Source organism: Halorubrum pallidum (assembly GCF_055380345.1).
Map to the genome: position 1 here is coordinate 1,079,580 of NZ_AP043945.1, position 21,730 is coordinate 1,101,309.

Below are 21,730 nucleotides of genomic sequence, written 5' to 3' on the forward strand. Positions count from 1 at the left end.
GAACGCCGCGTCGCCGTCTCAGCGCGCGAGCGGCATGTTATAGCTGGTCTCTTCGTCCATCACCAGATCCCACGTCGCTTCGCACTCGCAGGAGACCTGTTCGAAGACGCTCGGGTCCTGTCTGCGGTCGAAATCCTTGATCGCGGTCTGGACGCGGTCGTCGCACTCGCCGCAGTTGTGCGCGCCCCGATCGGAGCCGTGTCCGACCGGGTCGGAGACGACGATGGCGTCGACGTCGGCGGTCTCGTCGAGGACGTGCGCGACCGACCAGAGCCACGGCGGCCGGTAGCCGCCCTCGAAGAACAGTTCGTCGACCATCGTGTACCGCTGGACGTTGGTCGGGTTCATCGAGACGGTGTGACACCCGTCGACGTCGGCACAGCGCCGGATCGAGTCGATCATGTCGGCGGCGGCCTCCGGCTCCGCGAGGAACGGCGGCTTCATGAGGAGGTACGCCTTGATCCCCACGTCGGCCGAGAAGTCCGCGTCGGCTGCGACCGCCTCGGCGCATGCGTCCTCGAAGTCGGCGAACGCGAAGTACTTGTTCACGCAGTCGTGACGGACGCGGTCGGTCGCGGTCTCCAGCCCGACCGCCACGTCGGTCGCGATCCCGTGCTCGGCGAAGTCGGCGATCTTCTCGCGGTCGACGAAGTCCGGAAGCGACTCGACGACGATGCGCTCGCGGTCCGCGAACGTCTCCGCGATCGCTCGTCGAGTCTCCGCCGGCACCTCGCGCTCGTCGAGGAAGGAGCCGGAGGTGTAGATCTTGATTAGCTCGGCCGGCTCGTCGGCCTCCTCGCCCTCGTGGTCGAGGCACGCGTCGATCTGGGTCATCAGGTCCTCGTGGGCGACGCTGCCGCCCTCGACCGACTCTGCGACGTAGCCGCACATCGTGCAGCCGCCGGCGCGGGCCCAGCGACAGCCGCCGGTGTTCAAGATGATCGTGAGAGAGTTCACGACCCCGTCGGGGGTGTTGTCCTCGTCGATCCACACGCGGGTCGGCTCCGTCGGGTCGTACGTCTCCGAGCGCTCGGCGCGGATGTCGCGCATCACGGCGTTGTGCGCGTCCATCCCGCGCCCCTGCTCGTAGGCACCGGGGCTCGGCTGACTCATTATCGACAACAGCATCCCGCCGCGTAAATCGGTGTCGTCATGGCCGTCCGACTCTCGACACGGCCTGCCGGATCGCGTAGCCGCTCGCACCGCCGACCGCGCCGATCGCGTTTACGCCGGCGTCGATCCACGCGAACGATCGCCACGGGATCGTCGACTGCGCGAGTTCCACGCCGAACCCGACCGCGGTCGCGACGGCGATTCCGACCGCGGCTGCGACGACGGTTCCGGCCGACCCGCCAGTGCGTCTGTGGCCGGTCCCGTCGGCGTCCGCCCGTCGGAGCCGGCCGATCGCCGGCGACGACCGCGCCGCGCGAGCCGCGAGCGCACCGAGTACCGCGTATCCAACGAGGTGGAACGGCGTGGTGAGGCTCACCCACGTCGGGAGCGGGTCGGCAGTGCCGCCACCACCCGGTGCGCCGCCGAACGCGAGATCCGGCACTGGGAGGAGCGATACGAGGAGGATGGCCGCCGCGGCCGCGGCGACGAGGGCCCAAGGATCGCGACCGTTCATCCACACGTGTCACGTCTCGATCCGGATCGGGTTAACTCTCGGTATCTCCCGTGCCACACGCGCCGACCCGTCAAAATCGCTGGACGCGGCCACCCGGTTCGGAGCGAATCCACCCGATAACGGATCTGGATGCGTAATAGGTTCCGGTTACTTTTGCGAATCAACACCTAACACGATACGGCCCTAATATAATGGTAGAACATTACATGACTGAAATGGGCGGCTACCGCGACCGAGTGGCACAGGTCGACCTCGGTGCTGACGAGGTCAACTATCAGGGGATCGACGACGAGGACGCGGAAAAATACATCGGCGCGCGCGGGCTCGGCGTGAAGTACGTCTTCGAGGCGGGTCCGGACGTCGACCCGATGGGCCCGGACAACCGGCTCGCGTTCATGACGGGTCCGCTCACGGGGACCCAGACAGTGATGAGCGGCCGCATCGCGTTGGTGACGAAGTCCCCGCTGACCGGGACTGTCACCGACTCTCACCACGGCGGCTGGTCCGGCGCGCGGCTCAAGTGGGCCGGGCTCGACGGCATCTTGCTGGACGGCGAGAGCGACGACCCCGTCTACCTCTTCGTCGAGGACGGGGAAGTCGAGGTACGCGACGCTTCTCACCTCTGGGGACAGGGGGTCCACGACACGGTCGACGCACTCGGCGAGGAGGTCGACGGGTCGATCGGCAAGAACCTCTCCGTGATGACGATCGGACAGGGCGGCGAGAACGGCGTCCGCTACGCCTGCGTGATGAACGAGGACGATCGCGCGTCTGGCCGCGGCGGTACGGGTGCCGTGATGGGCGCGAAGAACGTGAAAGCGGTCGTCGTGAAGGGAGGTACCGACATGCCGAAGCCCGCCGATCCGGAGACGTTCCAGGAGGGGTATCAGCAGGCGATGGAGGTCATCCGGGAGTCGGACGTGACCGCCCCCAACGAGGGCGGGCTCTCGATGTACGGCACCAACGTCCTGATGAACGCGACCGACGAGATGGACGGGCTGCCGACGAAGAACGCGAGGTACACCTCGACGGGCGAGTACCACGACGCCGAGGGAGCCGACATCGACGCCGAGCGCGTTTCTGGGGAGAACGTCCGCGAGAACATCCTCGTCGACGAGCCGACGTGTCACTCCTGTCCGGTCGCGTGTAAGAAGGAAGTCGAGGTCGACGTCACGCACAAAGGGCAGGACATGAACGTCCGCACGGAGTCGTACGAGTACGAGTCCGCGTGGGCGCTCGGTCCAAACTCCGGCCACTCCGACCGCGACGAGATCGCGCTGATGCTCCAGCGGTGTAACGATCTGGGTATCGACACGATCGAGTCGGGCAACATGATGGCGATGGCGATGGAGATGAGCGAGGAGGGCAAACTCGACGGCGTCGGTCACATCGACTGGGGCGACTCCGAGGCGATGATCGACCTGCTCGACGAGATCGGCAACCGCTCGTCGGACCTCGGCGACCTCCTCGCGGAGGGACCGGAGCGCGTCGCCGACGCGAAAGACGCCCACGGCAACAAGCTCTCGGTCAAGGGCCAGACGATAGCCGCCTACGACCCGCGCTGCATGAAGGGGATGGGGATCGCGTACGCGACCTCCAATCGGGGCGCGTGTCACCTGCGCGGGTACACGCCGGCGGCCGAGATCCTCGGGATCCCGGAGAAGGTCGATCCGTACGAGTGGGAGGGGAAGGGCGAACTCACCGCCACCTTCCAGAACCTGCACGCTGTCTCCGACTCATTCGACATCTGCAAGTTCAGCGCGTTCGCGGAGGGGATCGAGGAGTACGTGCTCCAGTACAACGGCATGACCGGCCGCGACGTCACCGAAGACGAACTGTTCGAGGCCGGCGAGCGCGTGTACAACCTCGAACGGTACTTCAACAACCTCGCCGGCTTCGACGGCGCGGACGACACGCTTCCGAACCGCTTCGTCGAGGGGCACCCGGACGCCATCCCCGGAACGGGTGCCAGCGAGGGCGAACTGGTCGAACTCGACCAGATGAAAGCGGAGTACTACGACACCCGCGGCTGGGTCGACGGCGTCGTTCCCGACGAGAAGCTCGCGGACCTCGACATCGACGTCGGTCCCGGCACCGGCGTCTCTGCCGGCGACTCCGCGGCCCCCGCCGACGACTGAGCCGTCCCGTCGCGCTCGACCGCTCGTTCCACCATTTTTAGGTTCGTTCCGTCGATAGCGCCGCGTATGACGCACGATCCGCTGTCACCCTCCGAAGCCCTCCGGACGCCGGCCGGCGCGACCGTCGCCGCCGTCGCCGCGCTCGTCGTCGTCTACTTCCTCGTGATCGTCTCGCAGTTCCTCTTCGGCGTGATCGTCGGACTCGGGCTCACCGTCGGACTGTACCTGACGTACCGGACGTTCGCCGCCCTCGACTCGATCGCCGACGCCGCCCAGCGAATCGCCGCGGCGCGGGAGCGCGCCGTCGAGGAGCCGTCGCGGTCCGACCGACCCGTCGATCGAGCGGCTTCGCGAACGCGGGAGCGGTCGGCGGACCGAGCGACCGAACGCGAGCGATAGCCGGTCGGCCGCTCACTCGGCGGCTCACCGCCTCCTACGCCGTTGCGAGGCGATAGACGCTCCCCGCAGCGTCGCCGATCCGGTTCGATTTTTAAGTCTTTGCCCGTCGACGGCTCGCACATGAACGCCCGACCCGTCGCGGCGATCGGCACCGCACTGACGACGTTCCTCCTCGTGAGCGCCGTCCTCACGACCGCGCTCGCGTCTCGGATCGAGTTCTCCGCGCTCGTCGGACTCCCCGTCGGAATCGCCGTCGGCGTCGCTGCGGGCGTCGCCGCGTGGGTCTGGCTTTGGAACGCGCCACCCGTCCGACCCGCGCTGCTCGGCTGGTCGTCTGTCGGCTACGCGCTCCTCACCGTCGCCGCGGTGTCGTACGCGGTGCCGCCGGCCCGCGGGCTCGTCTCGGTCCGGCGGGCAGTCGTCGTCGCCGGGGTCTGTGGCCTCGTCGTCTTCGCCGTTGCCGTGCGGTATCCGGACCGGTTCGATTGAGTGAGGCGCTCTGGCGGTCCTACGCGAACACGACGAAGCGGAACAGCCACAACACGACCATTCCGACCGTGATCGTCGCGAACACGTTCTCCGTGCGCCACGCGACCGCGCCGGCGACCGCACCCGCGATCAGCTGCTCGTCGACGAGCGTCTCGACGAGCGACGACTCCAGCGTCACGAAGTCGGGCAACACGAGCGCCGCGAGCACCGCCGGCGGGACGTACCGAAGCGGGCGCTTCACCGACGGCGGCACCTCGTCGATCCGACCGAACAGGTGGATAAATGAGAGCCGGAAGCCGTACGTTGCGACGCCGATGACCACGATCGCGAGCCACACGCCGGAGGAGCCGCCGAAGACGCTCTGCGCGAGCGCGACACCGGCTCCCGTCATCGCTCTCGCACCTCCGTCAGCAGCCCGGCGACGATGCCGGTGACGGCTCCCGCGAGCAGTCCGAGGTTGAGCGGGAGGCCGGCCGCGACGACGGCGACCGCGCCGCCGGCCGCGCCCGCGGCGGTGGTCGGTCGGTCCTTCATCGCCGGAACGAGCAGCGCGAGGAACACCAGCGGAACCGCGAAGGTGAGCCCCCACGCGTCGGGGACGCCCGCTCCGACCACGACGCCGACGATCGTTCCGATCTGCCACACGACCCACAGAGACGCGGCCGCGCCGAGGTAGTACCGGGACCGGCTCCGCTCGTCGTTCTCACCGAACTCCGCGACGGAGAGCGCGTACGCCTGATCGGTGAGGAGGTACGCGAGGAACGCCCGCGTCCGGCGGGCGTACCGGGCGAAATGGGGGGCGATCGACGCCGAATACATCACCATCCGGAGGTTGATCACTACCGCCGTACCGATCACGACCGCGAGCGGCGCGCCCGAGCCGATGAGATCGAGGGCGGCCAGCTGTGACGCGCCGGCGAACACTATCACGGACATCCCCATCGCCTCTGCGAGCCCGAGTCCCGCATCGACGGCGGCGATTCCGGCGACGAGCGCGAAGGGAACGATCCCGAGCATGAGCGGCGAGACGTCTCGCACGCCCGCGAGGAGGTCGTCGTGAAGCGGGTCCATCTGTCTCACTCCCTCGGATACACCGGCTCGTCGTACTTCGCGGCGAGGTGGTCCGCGTGCTCCAGTTTCGTGTTCGCCTTGCGGAACGTGCCGAGCAGCGAGTGGATCTCCCGTTCGGTGGGGTGTGCCCGACCGAGCAGCCGGCGCATCAGGAGCGCGTTCCGCTCGCGCACGTGCTCGCGCTGGCCGGTCGACGCGAGGAACTCGTCGAAGTAGCCGTGGAAGCGCTCCACGTCGGCCTCCGGCGCGCGGACCACGTCGGCGTCGGGCAACTGCGTCTCCGCGACGGTGAGTTCGCGAAGCTCGTACAACAGCACCGTCGCGGCCTGCCCGAGGTTGAGGACCGGATAGTCGTCGTCCGCGGGGATCGAGCACACCTCGTCGAGCCGCGACAGTTCCTCGTTGTTGAGCCCGCGGCCCTCCCGACCGAACACGATCGCGGTTGGAGCGTCGACGGTCTTCAGCGACTCCCTGAGTTCGACCGGCGTCTTGAACGGGAACCGCTCGTGGCTCCGGTCGTCCTCGCCGGTGATCGCCGTGGTGCCGACGGTGTGGTAGTTCGCGACGACCTCATCGAAGGTCACCTCGTCGGCGTTCGGAAGCACGTCCTCGCGGGCGTGGCCCGCGAACCCGTAGGCCTCGCCGTCCTCGCGCAACTCCGGAGAGTTCACGAGCTTGAGGTCGTCGAGGCCGAAGTTCTTCATCGCCCGGGCGATGGTGCCGACGTTGCCCGGCGTCTCCGGTTCGACGACGACCACGACGGGCTTTCGACGCGCGGGCGTGTCGTCTCGGCCCGTCGCGGCGTCGTCGCTCCCGCTGTGATCCGTCTCGGTCCCCCCACCGCTTTCACCCTCGTCAGCCCCGTTGCGGTCCGCTTCCGACCCGCTCATCGGTTTGACGGGTAGTCGGTCGAGAGATCGACGTCCGAGTCGGCGAGTTCGTCTTCGTTCAGTTCGTCCTCGTCGTCGGTCTCGCCGGCGAGTTCGCGGATGTCGATCCGTTCGCCCTCGAACCCCTGCTCGACGCGTTCTTGGATGTCCTGTTGGTCGGGCAGATCCGGGAGGCCGTCCGGGTCCTCCTCCACGTGCTCGACGGACCCGTATCCCTCGGGAGCCTCGTTGCCGGCGGCGACCCACTCGTGGAACCGGTCGCCGAACTCCAGGTCGCCGGCGTGCTCGCTCCCGTCCGCCTCGCGGAACCAGTAGATGAAGTCCGGCTCGTGTTCGGGACACAACAGCACCTCGCCTTTGGGCTCGCCGTACACGATCTCGGCTTGGTTACACCGGTGAACCTCCTCTTCGCCGTAGTCGAGATAACAGACGTCGCACGGCTCTTCGACGAGGGCGACGAGCCTGAGGAGCCGCTCGCGGGGCTCCTCGGGGATCTCGTCGAGGGGCTTCAGCTCCTCGTCGCCGGAGAATATCTCGTCTTCATCGAACCGCCATCCGCGGAGGCCGATGCTCACTTTCGCCATGCGTGAACGTACGCGAGGCGGCGATAAAAGCGCGTCCTTCCGGGAACGGACGACCGGGTTCGCGTGCGAGAGCCACGCCTCGCTCTCGTACCTCGCGGCGTGTGAGATATCCTCGTGAGACATTTACGCGCGCGACGCGTCGGTCAGGCCAATGCGACGCCGGGGATACCTGACCGCGGTCGGTGCCGCCTCGCTCGGCGGGCTCGCGGGATGTGCCGGAACGCCTCCGGCGAGAGACGAGACCGCCGAGAGCGACGAGGCACCCGACTGGCCCGTCGGTCCGTACGCCGACTACGAGGCGACGCGCGTGTCGGTGACCGGCTCCGAGGGCGACGCGCGCGGAACGGTGACGGCCGCGATCGCGGTCACGAGCGACAAGCGGCGTCTGGGCCTCAGCGACGCCGACTCGCTCCCCGAGAACGCCGGAATGCTGTTCGTCTACGACGCCCCCCGCGAGAGCCTGACGTACGTCATGCGCGAGATGGACTTCGGGATCGACATCGTCTACGTCGACGGCGACCGGGAGGTGATTCGGATCCATAACGCGCCCGAGCCGGGACCGAACGAAGACGGGAACGATCAGCGGTATCCCGGATCGGGGCAGTACGTGCTCGAAGTTCCCTACGAGTGGACGGAACGGAACGGCGTCGAGACCGGGGACTCGCTGGCGTTCGATCTGTAGGGACGCGGGTTCGACACGGCGTGTCGTCGCCGCGCGGACTCGCTCGGCTCACTTCGGGACCGCACCCCATCGTAATCTCACACCTCCGGGTTCACATCGGAGAACGTGACCGCGCGGCAGTTCGGACACCGATTCCCGTTCACGAAGTCGTCGACGAGGCGGCCGCACTCGGGGCACTCGCGCGTCATCGGCGCCGATCCCTCCGATCGCGTACACCCCTCGGCTCGCCGCCGATACGGTTGCTCACGAGACCACCGTCGCGTTCCGGCACCAGACCACTGCTGCATGACAGGCAATGTCATTTATGCGATTGCTGGTCGAGGGAGGTCGCGCTCGTCAGTAGCCCACGACTGAAATCGTGGGCTTCCCCCTTGTTCCTCTGTGATCGGCGGTTCGTGTGATCTCATCGGAGAGCTGTTGTTCGACGGATCGGCCGACAGACGATCCCGTCCCTGCTACCAGAACCTATTCGGTCCTGTGGGTCCTCCTCCGAGCCAACCCGTGACACGCGACGCCGGACCGACGCCACCCTCCGAACGGATCGTCAGCCTCGACGCGCTCAGAGGCTTCGCCCTGCTCGGCATCTTCCTCATCAACGTCTGGGTGTTCGCGATGCCGGAGCAGACGCTCCTCAACCCGAACATCTACGCCGATTCGACCGTCTACGGCGAGTTCACCGGCGCGAACTACTGGGCGTGGTTCGTCGGCCACGTGTTCGCCCAGTCGAAGTTCATCACGCTCTTCTCGGCGCTGTTCGGCGCGGGCGTCCTGCTGTTCGTCGAGAGCAAACAAGAGAAGGGACAAGACGCGGTGCGGCTCCACTACCGCCGGACCGCGATCCTCGTCGCGATCGGACTCGCGCACGCGTATCTCCTCTGGTACGGCGACATCCTCGTCGCGTACGGGCTCACCGGACTGTTCATCGTCACGCTCCGCGACTGGGACGCGAAGCGGCTCGCCGGGCTCGCCGCGGTCTTCCTCGCGTTCGTTCCCCTCTTAGAGCTTTTCGCCGCGGTCACCGTCGGCGGCGAGGCGATCGCCGGACAGTGGACACCGCCCGAGGCGGCGATCAGACAGGAGGTCGCGACGTACCGGAGCGGCTGGATCGAGCAGATGAGCCACCGCGTCTCCTCTACATTCCAGCGACAGACCACCGGCTTCATCGGATCGAGCTTCTGGCGGATCGGCGGCGTCATGCTGCTCGGCATGGCGCTGTATCGGAACGGCGTGTTGACCGGCGAGCGGTCCGACCGGCTCTATCGCCGGCTCGTCGGCCTCGGCGTCGGCGGCGTCGCCCTCGTCGTCGCCGGCGTCGCCTACGTCGAGGCCAACAACTGGAGCGCCGACGCGGCGCTGTACTGGCGGCAGTTCAACTACGTCGGGAGCCTCCTCCTCGCGGGCGGCTACCTCGGAGCAGTCACCCTCTACGTCCGGCGACGGCCAGACGGCCCGGTGACGAACGCGCTCGCCGCGGTCGGCCGGACCGCGTTCACGAACTACCTGCTCCAGACCGTGATCGCGACCACACTATTCTACGGGCACGGACTCGGGCTGTTCGGCTCCGTGAACCGCGTCGAGCAGTACGCGCTCGTGCTCGTCGTGTGGGCGGTCCAGATCGCCCTCTCCGTGTTGTGGCTGCGCCGCTATCGGTTCGGTCCCGTCGAGTGGGTCTGGCGGACGCTCACCTACGGCGAGAGACAGCCGATCCGGAAGTCGGAGTAGGTAGTCGACCACGGGCGGCGTGTCACACCGCGCCGACCGGCGGTCACCACACCGGAGCGAGCAGCAGCGCGACGGTGAGCGAGATGAAAAGCAGCTTCAACGCGGTGTTGACGACGATCACCTTCGTGCCGAACTCGGCGCCCCAGATCCCGTACTGGAAGGGGATCGACCGCCGGAACGTCGAGACGGCGAACGACAGGATTCCGCCGATGAGCAGCGTCGCCACCGCGGTTCGAGTCGTGAACGTCCCCGGATCCGTCCCGGTCAGCGTCACGGCACCGGCAGTCGTATCGAGCGTGTAGACGGCGATGACGGGAACGGCTTCGCCGGGAAGGCCGAGCACGCCGGTGATCGGCTCGGCGACGCTCGTCAGCGCCTCGACGTCGTAGTGGGTGACGAGCCCGATCACGAGGACGTACACGACCGCGAGCCGCGGCACGATCCGGCGGAGCGTCGACCACGACTTCTCGGCCGCGGCGCTGACGCGCTCGCGCGCGCCGCGGTCGTCCGCCTCGGGCCCGCTGGCGTCGACGTCCGCGAGCGCCGCGCGATCCACGTTACGCTCGGAGAGCAACAGGCCGCCCAGCAGCACCCCGGTGACCGTGATAGCGAGCGCGATCCCGGCGCGCGCGGAGACGTACACCGCACCGACTTCGGTGCCGAGGATCGGGATCAACACCGGAACGTAGTAGGTGAACACGTGCTGGACGAACCCGAAGAACGTGTTGATGACCACGGCCACGAGCGTCGCGCGGTCGTCGAGCAGCCCCGACTCGCGGTACTCCGCGAGCGTCGCGTAGCCCGCCGTCGTCGACACCGCGGTGGTCAAGATCGCGGTACCGACCTCGTTCGGGAGGTTCGCGGGGCGGGTGAGACGCCCGGAGAGCCCGGCGACGTACCGGACGAGGCCGAACGCGACGGCGACGTTCGCGGCGAAGACGCCCGCGGCGATGAACACCGAGATCCGCGCCACTCGCGGGGCGGTCTCGACGAGGAGGGCGATGAGTTCGGCGACGACCGATTGCACGGGCGAACCCACGCGGTCGCCGGTCAAATGGGCATCGGAACGTTCGAATCGCCTGCCGGAAGCGCGGCGAGAGGCCGCCCGCGCGGGGCTTATGCATCCCCCCGCCGAACCCCTCGGCAATGGCGCCCGCGGAAGACGACATCTCGATCGAAGAAAAGCGCGTGTACGCCGGGAACGCGGAGCGAACGGACGCGTACGTCGCGACCGCGACCGGGGTCGTCAGGGTCGCGTTCTCGGCCGACAAGATCGGCGCGTTCGACATGGTCGCACGCGAGTCCGCCGCCGACGTCGCCGTCCTCCTGCGGGAGGACGCTCCGACCCTCCTCGGCGTCGCGTCTCCCGAGGGGCTCCGCGTCTCCCCCGTCGGCGACGAGATCGATTTCGACACCGTCACCGACGAGTCGGCGGTCGCCCTCGGCGTCGACGAGAGTGCGCTCGGCGGTGACGACGCGTTCCTCGTCGCCGCGGCGGACGGCGGTATCGACCGCGTCGCGGTCGAGGTTCCGGCGGACGCAGGCGCCGGAGACGGCGGTTCCGACGCGGCGGTCACCGCGACCGCGACGCGGATCGGTGAGGTCCCCGAGCCGCGCGCGATCGACGGGCCGCTCGTCGCGGCCGCGGACGGGGTGTATCGCGTCACCGGCGACTCCGCCGCCGCGGGGTACTCGCTCGCGTCGGTCGGGCTCGACGACGCCCGCGACGTGGCGGGGACGGGGATGCCGCTCGCCGCGACCGCGGCCGGGCTCTACTGGCTCGGAAACGGCTGGATGACGGTCGAGACGGGCGACGCGACGGCTGTCGCGGCCGACGGCGACGGACACGCCACCGCTGTCGTCGACGGCGACCTGCTCGTTCGCGACCGTGGCGACTCCGACGCCGACGGGTCACGCGGTTCCGCGGGGTCCGCCGAGGGCGACAGCTGGGACCGAGACGCGTGGCACGAGGCCGCCCTCCCGGTCGACGAGGAGGCGGTCGAGCTCGGATACGGCCCCGGCGTCGCCGTCGCGGTCACGGCGGCCGGCACGCTCTGCGTCGACGCCGGCGACGGCTGGCGACACCAGGTGATCGGCGTCCGCGACGCGGCGGGCGTCGCGCTCGCGATACGGGAGTGACGGGAATCGCTCGCACGGCGTCGTGACAGCGGTCCGATCAGGCGGTCGGTAGGTCGACCTCGTCGCCGTCGGCGTAGACGGTCGGATCGCGGAGGATCCCGTCGAGGTGAATCGGCGCGTCGGTGCCGCCGCCGATCCCCGCGTTGTCGCCGATCGCGATGTGGACGGTGCCGCCAGCCTTCTCGTCTAGGAGGACCGAGCCGACCAGCGCTTCGACGCCGACGTTGGTGCCGATTCCGAGTTCCGCGACGGTGTAGGCGGCGTCGCCGACCGACTCGGCGGCGGCCTCGACGTCGGCCCGGACCGCGTCGTCGTCGATCGCCGTGACGAGACCGTCTTCCACCTCGAATCGCAGTTCTTGCTCCGCGTCGAGCAGACCGTGCGGCATCATCGTCCCGTCCACGACGAACGTCCCGGTCGCCGTCTCGGGGGCGACGAACACCTCTCCGGCCGGGAGGTTCGAGAAGTCGCCGGGCTCGTGGACGATCCCGGTATCGGCGAGCCACTCGCGGTCTCCGATGCCGAAGGTGATGTCGGTGCCCGCGGGTGAGGTGACCCGAACCTCCGCGGCGTCGGCGACCTGCGCCAGCATCTCGTCGCAGGCGGCGTCGATAGCGGCGTAGTCGGCGTCGAGTCCGGTCGTGAACACGTCCTCCGTGATGCCGGGGAGCGTCGCTCCGCGCGAGCCGGCGTCACAGGCCGCGCCCCGAGCGCGCGTGTGACTGAGGCTCTTCGTGGTGGGTGCGAGGAAGACGTCGCTTTCGGCCATCGCGGCCGCGACCGGCGCGGGCGGTTCGGTCCCGTGCTGATCGGCTGGGGGATACCGGAGGATCGTCGCGTCGTCGGTGACGGCGGCCGCGGCCGCGTACAGCGCCTCGCCGATCGCCTCGCGTCGGTCGTCGGTGACCACGACGACGGACTCGTCTGCGGCGACGTTCAGACACTGTTCGACGGCGGTCTCCGCGGCGTCTGAGAGATCCGCTGGCATACGCCCGATTCGGTGACCGTCGGCGTTAGTCCTTGCCATCGGTATGCGGTGTCGTCGACTGCGCGCGACTACGTGTTCGTTTTCAGATACGCACCGAGGAGACCGCCGAGCGCGCTCAGCGCGACGGTGTACCCGACGGCGATCGCGACGATCGCGAGCACGAGGACGAAGCCGCCGATGGCGACGCCGATATCGCCGGTCAGCGGGAGGAAGACGAGCGCGACGGCGAGAATCACGGCAACCGGGAGCGAGGCGATCAGCCCGGAGAGCGCACCGATCCGGATCCCGTCGCCGGTCTCGCCGCCTTCGAGGTACGCTGCGAGCGCGCCGCCGATCACGGGCGAGACGCCGAGAAATGAGAGGCCGATCGTCGCGACAGCGCCGATGACCGCGTTGAGGAGGGTGTTGTCCGTGTCCATGTCCCTCCGGACTCGCGGCGACGGGATACGTCTTGCGGGCGGGCGGTCGCGGGACGACATCGGAGCGCGCCGCCTCCGCGGCGACGGAGCGAAGTTCGTGCGTCGCCGTAACACACTTAAGAGCACGCTCTGTACGGACACTCAGTGGCATCCCGACAGGGCGGGTCGGGGGACGCAGAGCCCCTCGAGCCCGGATCGACGGATCGGTGGACCGCATCCACGGCCGCTCCCGCGACTCCCGACTCGCGGCACGGCGACTCGAAGTCGCGCTCGCGGCCGGGCGCATCCGAGCGGCGTCGGTCTCGTTCTTACCCGTATCCCGGCGATCACCGACTGGCCGAGACCGGCGAGGCAGCCGGAGACACCGTCGCTCGGACTCCCGAGGACCCGCCGCTGCGGGACCCGGGGCTGTACGCGTTGACCGATCACTTTCGCGAGCGGCTCGAACAGCCGGGCCGGTACGTGTCGACGCGAACCGTGAGCGACGCGATCCGCCGCGGACAGCTTCGCTGGAACCGCACCGACGGCTGGCGGTTCGCGCTCGTCGACGGCGGGATCCGGTTCGTGGTCGTCGTGGGAGACACCGAGACGAACTCCCCGGTCGTCGTCACCGGTTGGACCGAGGTGGCGGACCGCGAGGCAGCCCTCGCCGCTCCCCGCTGGGACGCGGTCGACGTCGACACCATCGCCGTGCGGGCCGCACTGAGCGAGTCAGCCGAGTCGCCCATTCCGGACCGGATCCGCCCGCGCGTCGTGACGCGTCCCTTCGAGGTCGGCGACCACCGCCTCGAAACCGATCCCGGCGACCCGTTCGTCCGCTGTACCGCCTGCGGCTGTCGGTTCCGTTCGAAGGAGGCGATCACGTCTCGTCGGTGTCGAGACGGGACGTCGGGACAGTAGGCGGGAGAGCCGCCGCCGTGCACGCCCGACCCGTCTCCGACCCGGCCGGTGACGCTACCCCTTTCCGCCTCGCGGCCGAAGCGGCGGCGATGACCGACGACACCGGCGACGACGCCGGCGACGATTCACCCACCAGTGACGACACCTCCGACGGCCTCTCGCTCGATCGGTTCCACGAGGCGCTCGAAGCCGAGGAGCGACCGATCGCGACCGCGAGCGAGGTCTCGCGACGGCTGGGTACCACGCAGGCGGCCGCCCGCGACGCCCTCGCCGCGCTCGTCGACCACGGGGACGTCGACCGGATCGACGTCGAGGCGGACCCGGTCGTGTTCTACCCGAGTGACTGGGGCGCGTTGGCGTCCCGCGAGCGCGTGGTCGTCTTTCCGAGCCGCCGGGAGGTCGTCGTCGACCGCCCGACGCAGCTCACTCGCGCGCGACTCTCGCAGTTCGCGTACCTCGTCGACACGACGGGCACCGAACCCGGCACCCGCGGGTACCTCTATCGGATCCGACAGGAGGACGTGTGGGCCGCGCCGTTCGAGGACGCCGACGCGCTGATCGCGAGCCTCCGGTCCGTGCTTCCCCGGCGGTACGAGCACCTCGAAGACTGGATTCGCGACCAGTGGCGGCGAGCACACCGCTTCCGGCTGTACACCCACGAGGACGGCTACGTCGTCCTGGCGGCCGCGAACGAGAACCTGATGGGAAACGTGGCCGATCAGCACCTCGCCGACGACCACCTTCGCGCGCCGATTTCCGAGACGGAGGCGTGGGTCAACGAGGACGCCGTCGCCGCGGTGAAACGAACCCTCTACGACGCCGGCTACCCCGTCGAGGACGACCGGGACTTGGAGACCGGAGACCCGGTTGACATCGATCTCACGACCGACCTCAGGGACTACCAAGAGACGTGGGTAGAGACGTTTCTCGACCGCCGATCGGGCGTGTACGTCGGACCCCCGGGCTCCGGCAAGACCGTCGCCGCCATCGCGACGATCGCCGCCGTCGGTGGCGAGACGCTGATACTGGTTCCGTCCCGCGAACTGGCGAGTCAGTGGCGCGAGGAGCTTTTGACACACTCCACCGTCGACCCCGACGACGTGGGGGTGTACCACGGGGGGACGAAGGAGATCCGACCGATCACGATCGCGACCTATCAGATCGCCGGGATGGACCGGCACCGGAGCCTGTTCGACTCCCGGAAGTGGGGGTTGATCTGCTTCGACGAAGCGCACCACGTCACCGCTCCGGTGTTCTCGCGATCGGCCGAACTCCAGAGCAAACACCGGCTCGGGCTCTCGGCGACTCCGGTTCGCGAATCCGGCAGCGAAGAGGAGATCTACACCCTGATCGGTCAGCCGATCGGCGCGGACTGGGACGCGCTCTTCGACGCCGGTTTCGTGCAGGAGCCCGAAGTCGAGATCCGATACGTCCCGTGGCGCGACGGTTTCGCACAAGACGAGTACGCCGCCGCCGACGGTCGCGAGCGCCGTCGTCTCGCCGCCGAGAACCCGTCGAAGATCGACGAGATCCGGTCGCTGCTCGCGACGCATCGCGACGCGAACGCTCTCGTCTTCGTCGAGTATCTCGACCAGGGCGAGGCGATCGCCGACGCGCTCGGCGTCCCCTTCGTCAGCGGCGAGACGCCTCACCGCGAACGGCGGGAACTGTTCCGGCGGTTCCGAGGGGACGGCGACGACGACCTCGACGCGCTCGTCGTCTCCCGCGTCGGCGACGAGGGCATCGACCTTCCGAACGCCGGACTGGCGGTCGTCGCCAGCGGGCTGGGCGGCTCCCGGCGACAGGGCTCACAGCGCGCCGGACGCACCATGCGACCCTCGGGATCTGCGCTCGTCTACGTGCTCGCGACTCGCGGGTCGAGCGAGGAGGAGTTCGCCCAGCGGCAGATGCGACACCTCGCGCGCAAGGGCGTTCGCGTTCGGGAGACGAACGTCGCGGAGTAGACCGAACACCGAATCTCACACGCGCGGCTCGCATTTCAAATACCTGTAACGAACTCTATATGTCGGGGAGACAGAGACGACCCATGCGCAATCCGTGGGTCCACGACGACGTGTCGGACGCGGCCAACAGCGGCTACGACGGCAACGTTCGACTCCTGGCGGTGGGCGTCTGGGGAGTGCTCGCGGCCGCAGTCGGCGGGTTCGTGGTCCTCTCGGCCGGCGGGGTCGTCGACATCGGGACCGACGGGGCGGAACTGCAGACGGCCGTCACGGCCCTCGTCGCGGGAGCGGCGTTCGTGCTCCTCGTCCCCCTGTTGTTGAAGCTCCTCACGATCTCGCGGCTGCTCGCAATGCTCGCGTTCGCCGGATCGAGTTGGGCGCTCGGGCGGTTCGTGTGGCAGCGAGAGGCGAGACGGATCGAGCGGTTCGCGGCGACCGGTGAGCCCCTCGGCGGCTCGGATGCGACCGGCGTCGCGGGAGCGTCGACCGGGCGGCTGATCGATCTGCTCGACGCGCTGTTCGGTCTGGTCGGAATCTTGTGAGTCGATCGGAACCGCTCGCGGTGAGAGGTCGGCCAGTGAGGAGAGGTCGGCCAGCGAGGAGAGGTCGGCCAGCGAGGAGAGGTCGGCCAGCGAGGAGAGGTCGGCCAGCGAGGAGAGGTCGGCCAGCGAGGAGAGGTCGGCCAGCGAGGAGAGGTCGGCCAGCGAGGAGTCACAGATCGGGGGCGTGAGACAACACAGAGAGCGAGAGAGCGACGCCGACGGAGTCCACTGTCGCTGTCGAAGCGACCGAATCGGGAACAAAGAGTTTTGCCACCGGGGCGACCACGCACGTGGTATGAGCATCGACGAGTACGACGTCGTCGTGGCCGGTGCCGGTACCGCCGGCTGTTATGCCGCCGCGACGATCGCGAACGAGGGGCTCGACGTCGTGATCGTCGAGCGGAAAGACGCCGAGGAGGCGGGACACATCGCCTGCGGCGACGCGCTGAAGGGCGCGGACGCCTTCCCGGAAGCGATCCCGAAATCGCAGCTCGAACCGGCGTTCACCAACACGGGGGTCGACCACGGGCGCTTCGAGATCCCACAGGAGGACACGGTCCTCGAGATCCCCGTCCCCGGCGAACTCGCCGTCATCGATCGCTGGGAGTACGGCCGGCGGATCATCGATGGCGCGGGGAACGCGGGCGTCGACTTCCACTACGACACCGTGATCAACGACGTGATCCAGACCGAGAGCGGTCGCGTCACCGGTCTGCGAGCCAACCGGAACGGCGATCAGCGGACGTACGAGGCGGACATCGTCATCGACGGTGCCGGGTCGCTGTCGCTGCTACAGGACAAAGCCGACTTCGAGGAGACGACGTTCGACACGAACGTGCGGTACTCGCAGTTCTGTTCGGCCTACCGCGAGATCGTCGAGGTGCCGGAGCCGGTGGAGTGGGACGACGCCTTGGTGTTCAAGGCGACCGACCGCGCGGCGGGCTACCTCTGGTACTTCCCGCGGACCGCGACCGAGATCAACGTCGGACTCGGCTTCCAGATGAACGAGGAGCCGATGCAGCTGGTCGAGGCGCTGAAACGCGACCTCCGGAACCGTCCCGAGTTCGAGGGCGCGGAGGTCCGAGACAAGCTCGGCGCGGCGCTCCCGACTCGCCGCCCGTACGACTCCGCGGTCGCACCGGGATACATGGCGGTCGGCGACGCCGCGGGGCACGTCAACCCGACGACCGGCGGCGGCATCGCCGGCGCGGCGTACGCGGGCAAGTACGCCGGCGAACAGGCGGTGAAAGCGGTTTCCGACGGAGACGTGAGCGAGGAGAACCTCTGGCGGTACAACACGCGCGTCATGGACCACTTCGGCGGCCGGTACGCCGGTCTCGACGTGTACAACGTGCTCTCGACCGCGGTCGATGTCGACGACCTGATGGGGCTGCTCGCGGCGCTTCCGGGCGAGAAGCTCGCGGAGGCGCTGTACGAGGGGTCGACGTCCATGTCGTTCGGGCTGAAAGTGAAGGCCGCGGTTCGGAGCTTCGGCTACTGGGGGACCATTCGGAACTTCTATCAGACGAAGTCGCTCGCGGACGAGCTGCTCGATCAGTACGACTCCTACCCGACGAGCCCCGCCGCGATGGCGAACTGGACGAGCGAGCGCGACGCGATCATGGACCGCGTGTACGAGACGACAGGCGCGGACGCGAAGTACTAGCAAACGGTCGGTCCGGGTGGCGTCGTCAGTCCCACGTCACCCACAACAGGAACGCGAGCGCGAGCGTCTGAAGCACGTGGACGACGATGTTCGCCCGCCACGCGAGCGACGGCATGTCGGTGGCGAACCAACCGGCCAACACCGGGTGAAACGAGTAGATGTACACGGAGATCGCGTTCTGCGCGAGCAGGAGCGCGCCGAACACCGCCAGACCGGCGGCGTGTTTCGAGCGGATCGCGAGGTAGTTGCGTGCCCAGATCCACGTGAGCGCGAACAGCATCGCGACGTTGAGAGCGACGCTGACCCGCGCGACGTCTATCCAGGGCATCGAGATGCTCGCCTCCGACGCGACAGATCGATCGCAGCGGGGTCGCTCATAGCGGTCGCCCCTCCGCGATCTCCTCGACTAAGTCCCAGTGGCGCTGGGTTCTTTCGGTGGGGTAGTACACCGTTCCATAGCCGTCGCCGGTGCGTTTCACCACGTCGTGATCGCGAAGCACGTCCAAGTGGTGTCGCACCGTCGTGTAGTCCAAATCGAGCCGGTCTGCCAGCTGGTTCGCGTTCCGCGGGCGCTCGTCGATCGCCCGAAGAATCCGGACCCGATTCGGGCCGCCGCGAGTCCCGGTGAGCACGTACCAGAGGACGGCCTCCATGCCCGAACGAAAGGGGCTCGCGACGCCTAAACCTACCGACGGAGCGGATGAGTCGACGTCGGAACACGCCGGTACGCCGGATCAGGGGCGCGTCTCTGCGGCCCGACGTATCGCACCGGAGAGCACGTCGACGCCGACCGCGATGTCGTCTTCGACCACGTCGAACGTGCCCGTGTGATGTCCACCCGGATGGTCCGTCCCGACGCCGACGTAACAGGCGAGTCCGCCGCGGCCTTGCACCCGCTGCATGAGGTAGGTTGCGTCCTCGGAGCCGCCGAGACGGTCGCGGTCGAGGACCGACGTGACGCCGTCGACGTCGGCGGCGACCGCCCCTACCACGTCCGCGAGCGCGTCGTCGCTTTTCGCGCTCGGAGCCTCGCCCTTCGTGGCGACCTCGACGTCGCAGTCGTGCATCGCGGCGGCCGACGTGAGGATTCGGTCGGCGCGTTCGGACGCGTACTCGGCCAGTTCCGTCGTCGCCCCGCGGACTTCGCCTTCGATGTACGACTCCTCCGGAATGACGTTCGTCGCCGTACCGCCGCCGACCAGTCCGGCGTTCACCCGTGTCGGGCCGTCCGCGTGCCGGGGGATCGCGTAGAGGTTCTGGACCGCCGCCGCCATGGCCTGTACCGCGTTTCGGCCCGTCTCGGGGCGCGCGCCGGCGTGCGCCGACTCGCCCGTGAACTCCGCGAGGAAGTGACGCACCGCGAGGAACCCGTCGATCCCGCAGACGACCTCGCCGGACGGGTGGTCGAGGCCGACGTGGACCGCGAAGAGGTAGTCGACGTCATCGAGGTGGCCGGACTCGGCCATCGGGCGGCCGCCGGCGACCTGTTCTTCGCCGGGCTGGAAGAACACCTTCAGGGTGCCCGCGAAGTCGGACTCGAGGACGGCGTCGAGCGTCGCGAGCCCCATCGTCGCGTGGGCGTCGTGGCCGCACGCGTGCATGTACCCCTCGTTCTCCGATCGGAACCCCTCGTTCGCGGGGGCGTGGCCGGGATCGGCGGACTCGTCGATCGGGAGCGCGTCGATGTCGACGCGGAGTCCGACCACGGGTCCGTCGCCGCGCTCTGCGACGGCGACGCAGCCGGTGTACCCGCCCGACAGCCGATCGACGACCGTCGGGTCCGCCCCCGCTTCGCGGGCACGCGCTTCCCAGTCCGCGAGTTCGTCGGCGTCGGGGACGTTCATCCGGTCGTCGATAGAGAGGGCGTCAGGGCCGACGTGCAGGTCGGTCAGGTCGCGTTCACGCAGCGCCGAGACGATTCGCGCCGTCGTGTAGAACTCGCACCACGCGGGCTCGGGACGGCGGTGGAGGTCGCGGCGAAACGCGCGATACGCATCGTCGAGGGGGCTCATACGGGTCGGACGCCACCGATCGACGTGCAACGCGAGTGAGACACGTTACTGCGAGGCGGTCGCGTCGGTGATCTGTCTCGCGAGTTCCTCGGCGATCGACCCCTCGGCCTCCTCGATAAACCGGGCGACCTCCTCGCCGCCTGCGGTCTCGACGACGACCGTCGGAATACGGTCGATACCGTACGCCTCCACCTGCGGGCCCTCCTTCCCGTCCGGCCCCTTCGTCACCGGGAAGTCCTCGATCCGGTCGGCGGGGACGCCGGCGGCGTCGAGCGCCGCGGCGAACGCCGGAAGCTGTCGCTGACAGTCGCCACACCAGTCGCCGCCCCACACCTTGAACCGGTAGTCGTCGGCCGCGAGCGCGTCTAGTACTGATCGGTCGATCTCCTCGACGTCCGCGTCACCGGGCGAGAGCGTTTCGAGCGTCATGTCCCTCGGTACGTCGCCGTCGCTTGTAAACGACGCGCCGGTGGCAACCACGGCGCGTCGCTTGCCGGAGTCCGCCGGGCATTTGAGCGTCGGCCGCCTTCGATCGAGTAATGAACGACGACGTTCTCGACGGGCTCGGGTCGCCGCTCGTGCGAGTCGACTCACCGCCGGAGACGACTGTCGCCGCGAAGCTCGAATCGCGCAACCCGGGCGGCTCCGCGAAGGACCGCCCCGCGCTGTACATGGTGGAGGCGGCCGAGGAGGCCGGCGAACTGAAGCCGGGCGACGGCATCGTCGAGCCCACCTCCGGCAACACCGGGATCGGGCTGGCGGTGGTCGGTGCGGTGAAGGGATACGACGTGACGCTCGTCATCCCCGAGGGGAAGTCGATCGAACGCCGCCGACTCATGCGCGCGTATGGCGCAAGCGTCGAACTCGTCGACGGCGACATTTCCGCGGCGAAGGATCGAGCCGACGAACTGGAGCAAGAGGCGGGGATGGTCCAGCTCCGACAGTTCGAGAACCCCGCTAACCCCCGCTCCCACTACGAGACTACCGGTCCGGAGATTCTCGATCAGGTCGACGAACGCACCGTCGACGCGTTCGTCGCCGGCGTCGGCACCGGCGGCACGATATCGGGGATCGGTCGACGCCTCCGCGAGGCGGTCCCCGACGTGCGGATCGACGCGGTCGAGCCGAGCGACAACGCCGTCCTCTCCGGCGGAGAGCCGGGCGTCGACGACTTTCAGGGGATGGGTCCCGGATTCGTCTCGCCGAACCTCGACACCGACCTCCTCGACGAGGTCCACACGGTCGATATCGAGGACGCTGAAGCCGAGTGCCGGCGGATCGCGCGCGAGGAAGGGATACTCGTCGGACAGTCTTCCGGGGCCTCGAACCTCGCGGCCAAAGCCGTCGCCGCCGAACTCCGCGAGTCCGGCGCGTTCGCCGGAGAGGAACCGCTCGTCGTCACCGTCTTCTGGGACAGCGGCGAACGGTACCTCACGGCCGGCACCTTCGACGAGCCGTCGGCGGAGTGACGCCCGCGACGGTCGGTTCCCCACGTGAC

The 21,730-nt window shown here is 68.8% G+C and carries 24 protein-coding genes; 11 read left to right on the plus strand and 13 right to left on the minus strand.

The window, feature by feature from the left end:
- Positions 1 to 18 precede the first annotated feature (18 nt).
- On the minus strand, positions 19 to 1,113 hold the full coding sequence (locus ACZ45C_RS07155; protein ID WP_460559788.1) for an archaeosine biosynthesis radical SAM protein RaSEA: 1,095 nt from the start codon (positions 1,111 to 1,113) through the stop codon (positions 19 to 21).
- A gap of 37 nt (positions 1,114 to 1,150) precedes the next feature.
- Entirely contained in the window at positions 1,151 to 1,627 is a 477-nt protein-coding gene (locus tag ACZ45C_RS07160) for a VanZ family protein (RefSeq protein ID WP_460560660.1), read from the minus strand.
- A gap of 206 nt (positions 1,628 to 1,833) precedes the next feature.
- Here ACZ45C_RS07160 and ACZ45C_RS07165 point away from each other — a divergent pair, with 206 nt between their 5' ends.
- The 3 genes from ACZ45C_RS07165 to ACZ45C_RS07175 all read left to right on the plus strand — a co-directional run bounded on the left by ACZ45C_RS07165 (position 1,834) and on the right by ACZ45C_RS07175 (position 4,653).
- Positions 1,834 to 3,765 (plus strand): aldehyde ferredoxin oxidoreductase family protein, encoded by a 1,932-nt coding sequence (locus ACZ45C_RS07165; protein ID WP_460560658.1) that lies wholly within the window; start codon positions 1,834 to 1,836, stop codon positions 3,763 to 3,765.
- 66 nt (positions 3,766 to 3,831) lie between these two features.
- Positions 3,832 to 4,164 (plus strand): DUF8066 domain-containing protein, encoded by a 333-nt coding sequence (locus ACZ45C_RS07170; RefSeq protein ID WP_460559786.1) that lies wholly within the window; start codon positions 3,832 to 3,834, stop codon positions 4,162 to 4,164.
- A gap of 120 nt (positions 4,165 to 4,284) precedes the next feature.
- Positions 4,285 to 4,653, plus strand: a complete 369-nt coding sequence (locus ACZ45C_RS07175; RefSeq protein WP_460559784.1) for a DUF8147 domain-containing protein — start codon at positions 4,285 to 4,287, stop codon at positions 4,651 to 4,653.
- Between the two features lie 19 nt (positions 4,654 to 4,672).
- Here the strand turns inward: ACZ45C_RS07175 and ACZ45C_RS07180 are convergent, their stop codons facing one another.
- Genes ACZ45C_RS07180 through ACZ45C_RS07195 form a run of 4 tightly spaced genes read right to left on the minus strand, consistent with a single transcriptional unit; the run spans position 4,673 to position 7,198 of the window.
- Entirely contained in the window at positions 4,673 to 5,044 is a 372-nt protein-coding gene (locus ACZ45C_RS07180) for an AzlD domain-containing protein (RefSeq protein WP_460559782.1), read from the minus strand.
- Positions 5,041 to 5,724, minus strand: a complete 684-nt coding sequence (locus ACZ45C_RS07185) for an AzlC family ABC transporter permease (protein ID WP_460559780.1) — start codon at positions 5,722 to 5,724, stop codon at positions 5,041 to 5,043. The genes ACZ45C_RS07180 and ACZ45C_RS07185 overlap by 4 nt, the downstream gene beginning before the upstream one ends.
- Positions 5,725 to 5,729: 5 nt before the next feature.
- Positions 5,730 to 6,614, minus strand: a complete 885-nt coding sequence (locus tag ACZ45C_RS07190) for an RNA methyltransferase (protein WP_460559778.1) — start codon at positions 6,612 to 6,614, stop codon at positions 5,730 to 5,732.
- Positions 6,611 to 7,198 (minus strand): hypothetical protein, encoded by a 588-nt coding sequence (locus ACZ45C_RS07195; protein ID WP_460559776.1) that lies wholly within the window; start codon positions 7,196 to 7,198, stop codon positions 6,611 to 6,613. Before ACZ45C_RS07195 ends, ACZ45C_RS07190 begins: the two co-directional genes overlap by 4 nt.
- A gap of 151 nt (positions 7,199 to 7,349) precedes the next feature.
- Here ACZ45C_RS07195 and ACZ45C_RS07200 point away from each other — a divergent pair, with 151 nt between their 5' ends.
- Both ACZ45C_RS07200 and ACZ45C_RS07205 read left to right on the plus strand, forming a co-directional pair.
- A complete protein-coding gene (locus tag ACZ45C_RS07200; RefSeq protein ID WP_460559774.1) occupies positions 7,350 to 7,880 on the plus strand; it encodes a DUF192 domain-containing protein in 531 nt (176 codons plus the stop codon).
- A 501-nt stretch (positions 7,881 to 8,381) separates the two neighbouring features.
- Positions 8,382 to 9,602: a DUF418 domain-containing protein gene (locus ACZ45C_RS07205; protein ID WP_460559772.1), complete on the plus strand. Its 1,221-nt coding sequence runs from the start codon at positions 8,382 to 8,384 to the stop codon at positions 9,600 to 9,602.
- Positions 9,603 to 9,645: 43 nt separating this feature from the next.
- Here the strand turns inward: ACZ45C_RS07205 and ACZ45C_RS07210 are convergent, their stop codons facing one another.
- Complete coding sequence (locus ACZ45C_RS07210) at positions 9,646 to 10,629, minus strand: nucleoside recognition protein (RefSeq protein ID WP_460559770.1); 984 nt, start codon at positions 10,627 to 10,629, stop codon at positions 9,646 to 9,648.
- A 119-nt stretch (positions 10,630 to 10,748) separates the two neighbouring features.
- Between ACZ45C_RS07210 and ACZ45C_RS07215 the strand changes: the two genes are divergently transcribed.
- Positions 10,749 to 11,741, plus strand: a complete 993-nt coding sequence (locus tag ACZ45C_RS07215; RefSeq protein ID WP_460559768.1) for an HVO_0234 family beta-propeller protein — start codon at positions 10,749 to 10,751, stop codon at positions 11,739 to 11,741.
- A 37-nt stretch (positions 11,742 to 11,778) separates the two neighbouring features.
- Here the strand turns inward: ACZ45C_RS07215 and ACZ45C_RS07220 are convergent, their stop codons facing one another.
- Entirely contained in the window at positions 11,779 to 12,729 is a 951-nt protein-coding gene (locus ACZ45C_RS07220) for an aminopeptidase (protein WP_460559766.1), read from the minus strand.
- A 68-nt stretch (positions 12,730 to 12,797) separates the two neighbouring features.
- The gene (locus ACZ45C_RS07225; protein ID WP_460559764.1) at positions 12,798 to 13,148 is read right to left on the minus strand and encodes a DUF5518 domain-containing protein; all 351 of its coding nucleotides are present in this window, start codon (positions 13,146 to 13,148) and stop codon (positions 12,798 to 12,800) included.
- A 144-nt stretch (positions 13,149 to 13,292) separates the two neighbouring features.
- Between ACZ45C_RS07225 and ACZ45C_RS07230 the strand changes: the two genes are divergently transcribed.
- The 4 genes from ACZ45C_RS07230 to ACZ45C_RS07245 all read left to right on the plus strand — a co-directional run bounded on the left by ACZ45C_RS07230 (position 13,293) and on the right by ACZ45C_RS07245 (position 18,220).
- Positions 13,293 to 14,048 (plus strand): hypothetical protein, encoded by a 756-nt coding sequence (locus ACZ45C_RS07230; RefSeq protein ID WP_460559762.1) that lies wholly within the window; start codon positions 13,293 to 13,295, stop codon positions 14,046 to 14,048.
- An 89-nt stretch (positions 14,049 to 14,137) separates the two neighbouring features.
- The gene (locus ACZ45C_RS07235; RefSeq protein WP_460559760.1) at positions 14,138 to 16,012 is read left to right on the plus strand and encodes a DEAD/DEAH box helicase; all 1,875 of its coding nucleotides are present in this window, start codon (positions 14,138 to 14,140) and stop codon (positions 16,010 to 16,012) included.
- 83 nt (positions 16,013 to 16,095) lie between these two features.
- Positions 16,096 to 16,554, plus strand: a complete 459-nt coding sequence (locus ACZ45C_RS07240; RefSeq protein ID WP_460559758.1) for a hypothetical protein — start codon at positions 16,096 to 16,098, stop codon at positions 16,552 to 16,554.
- A 295-nt stretch (positions 16,555 to 16,849) separates the two neighbouring features.
- Positions 16,850 to 18,220, plus strand: a complete 1,371-nt coding sequence (locus ACZ45C_RS07245; protein WP_460559756.1) for a geranylgeranyl reductase family protein — start codon at positions 16,850 to 16,852, stop codon at positions 18,218 to 18,220.
- A 25-nt stretch (positions 18,221 to 18,245) separates the two neighbouring features.
- Here ACZ45C_RS07245 and ACZ45C_RS07250 read toward each other — a convergent pair whose 3' ends face one another.
- The 4 genes from ACZ45C_RS07250 to ACZ45C_RS07265 all read right to left on the minus strand — a co-directional run bounded on the left by ACZ45C_RS07250 (position 18,246) and on the right by ACZ45C_RS07265 (position 20,661).
- A complete protein-coding gene (locus ACZ45C_RS07250; RefSeq protein WP_460559754.1) occupies positions 18,246 to 18,548 on the minus strand; it encodes a DUF8036 family membrane protein in 303 nt (100 codons plus the stop codon).
- A 46-nt stretch (positions 18,549 to 18,594) separates the two neighbouring features.
- The gene (locus ACZ45C_RS07255; protein WP_460559752.1) at positions 18,595 to 18,873 is read right to left on the minus strand and encodes a winged helix-turn-helix domain-containing protein; all 279 of its coding nucleotides are present in this window, start codon (positions 18,871 to 18,873) and stop codon (positions 18,595 to 18,597) included.
- An 81-nt stretch (positions 18,874 to 18,954) separates the two neighbouring features.
- Positions 18,955 to 20,232, minus strand: a complete 1,278-nt coding sequence (locus tag ACZ45C_RS07260) for an amidohydrolase (RefSeq protein WP_460559750.1) — start codon at positions 20,230 to 20,232, stop codon at positions 18,955 to 18,957.
- Positions 20,233 to 20,277: 45 nt separating this feature from the next.
- Positions 20,278 to 20,661: a TlpA family protein disulfide reductase gene (locus ACZ45C_RS07265; protein WP_460559748.1), complete on the minus strand. Its 384-nt coding sequence runs from the start codon at positions 20,659 to 20,661 to the stop codon at positions 20,278 to 20,280.
- Between the two features lie 110 nt (positions 20,662 to 20,771).
- Between ACZ45C_RS07265 and ACZ45C_RS07270 the strand changes: the two genes are divergently transcribed.
- Entirely contained in the window at positions 20,772 to 21,701 is a 930-nt protein-coding gene (locus ACZ45C_RS07270; RefSeq protein ID WP_460559746.1) for a PLP-dependent cysteine synthase family protein, read from the plus strand.
- Positions 21,702 to 21,730 lie beyond the last annotated feature (29 nt).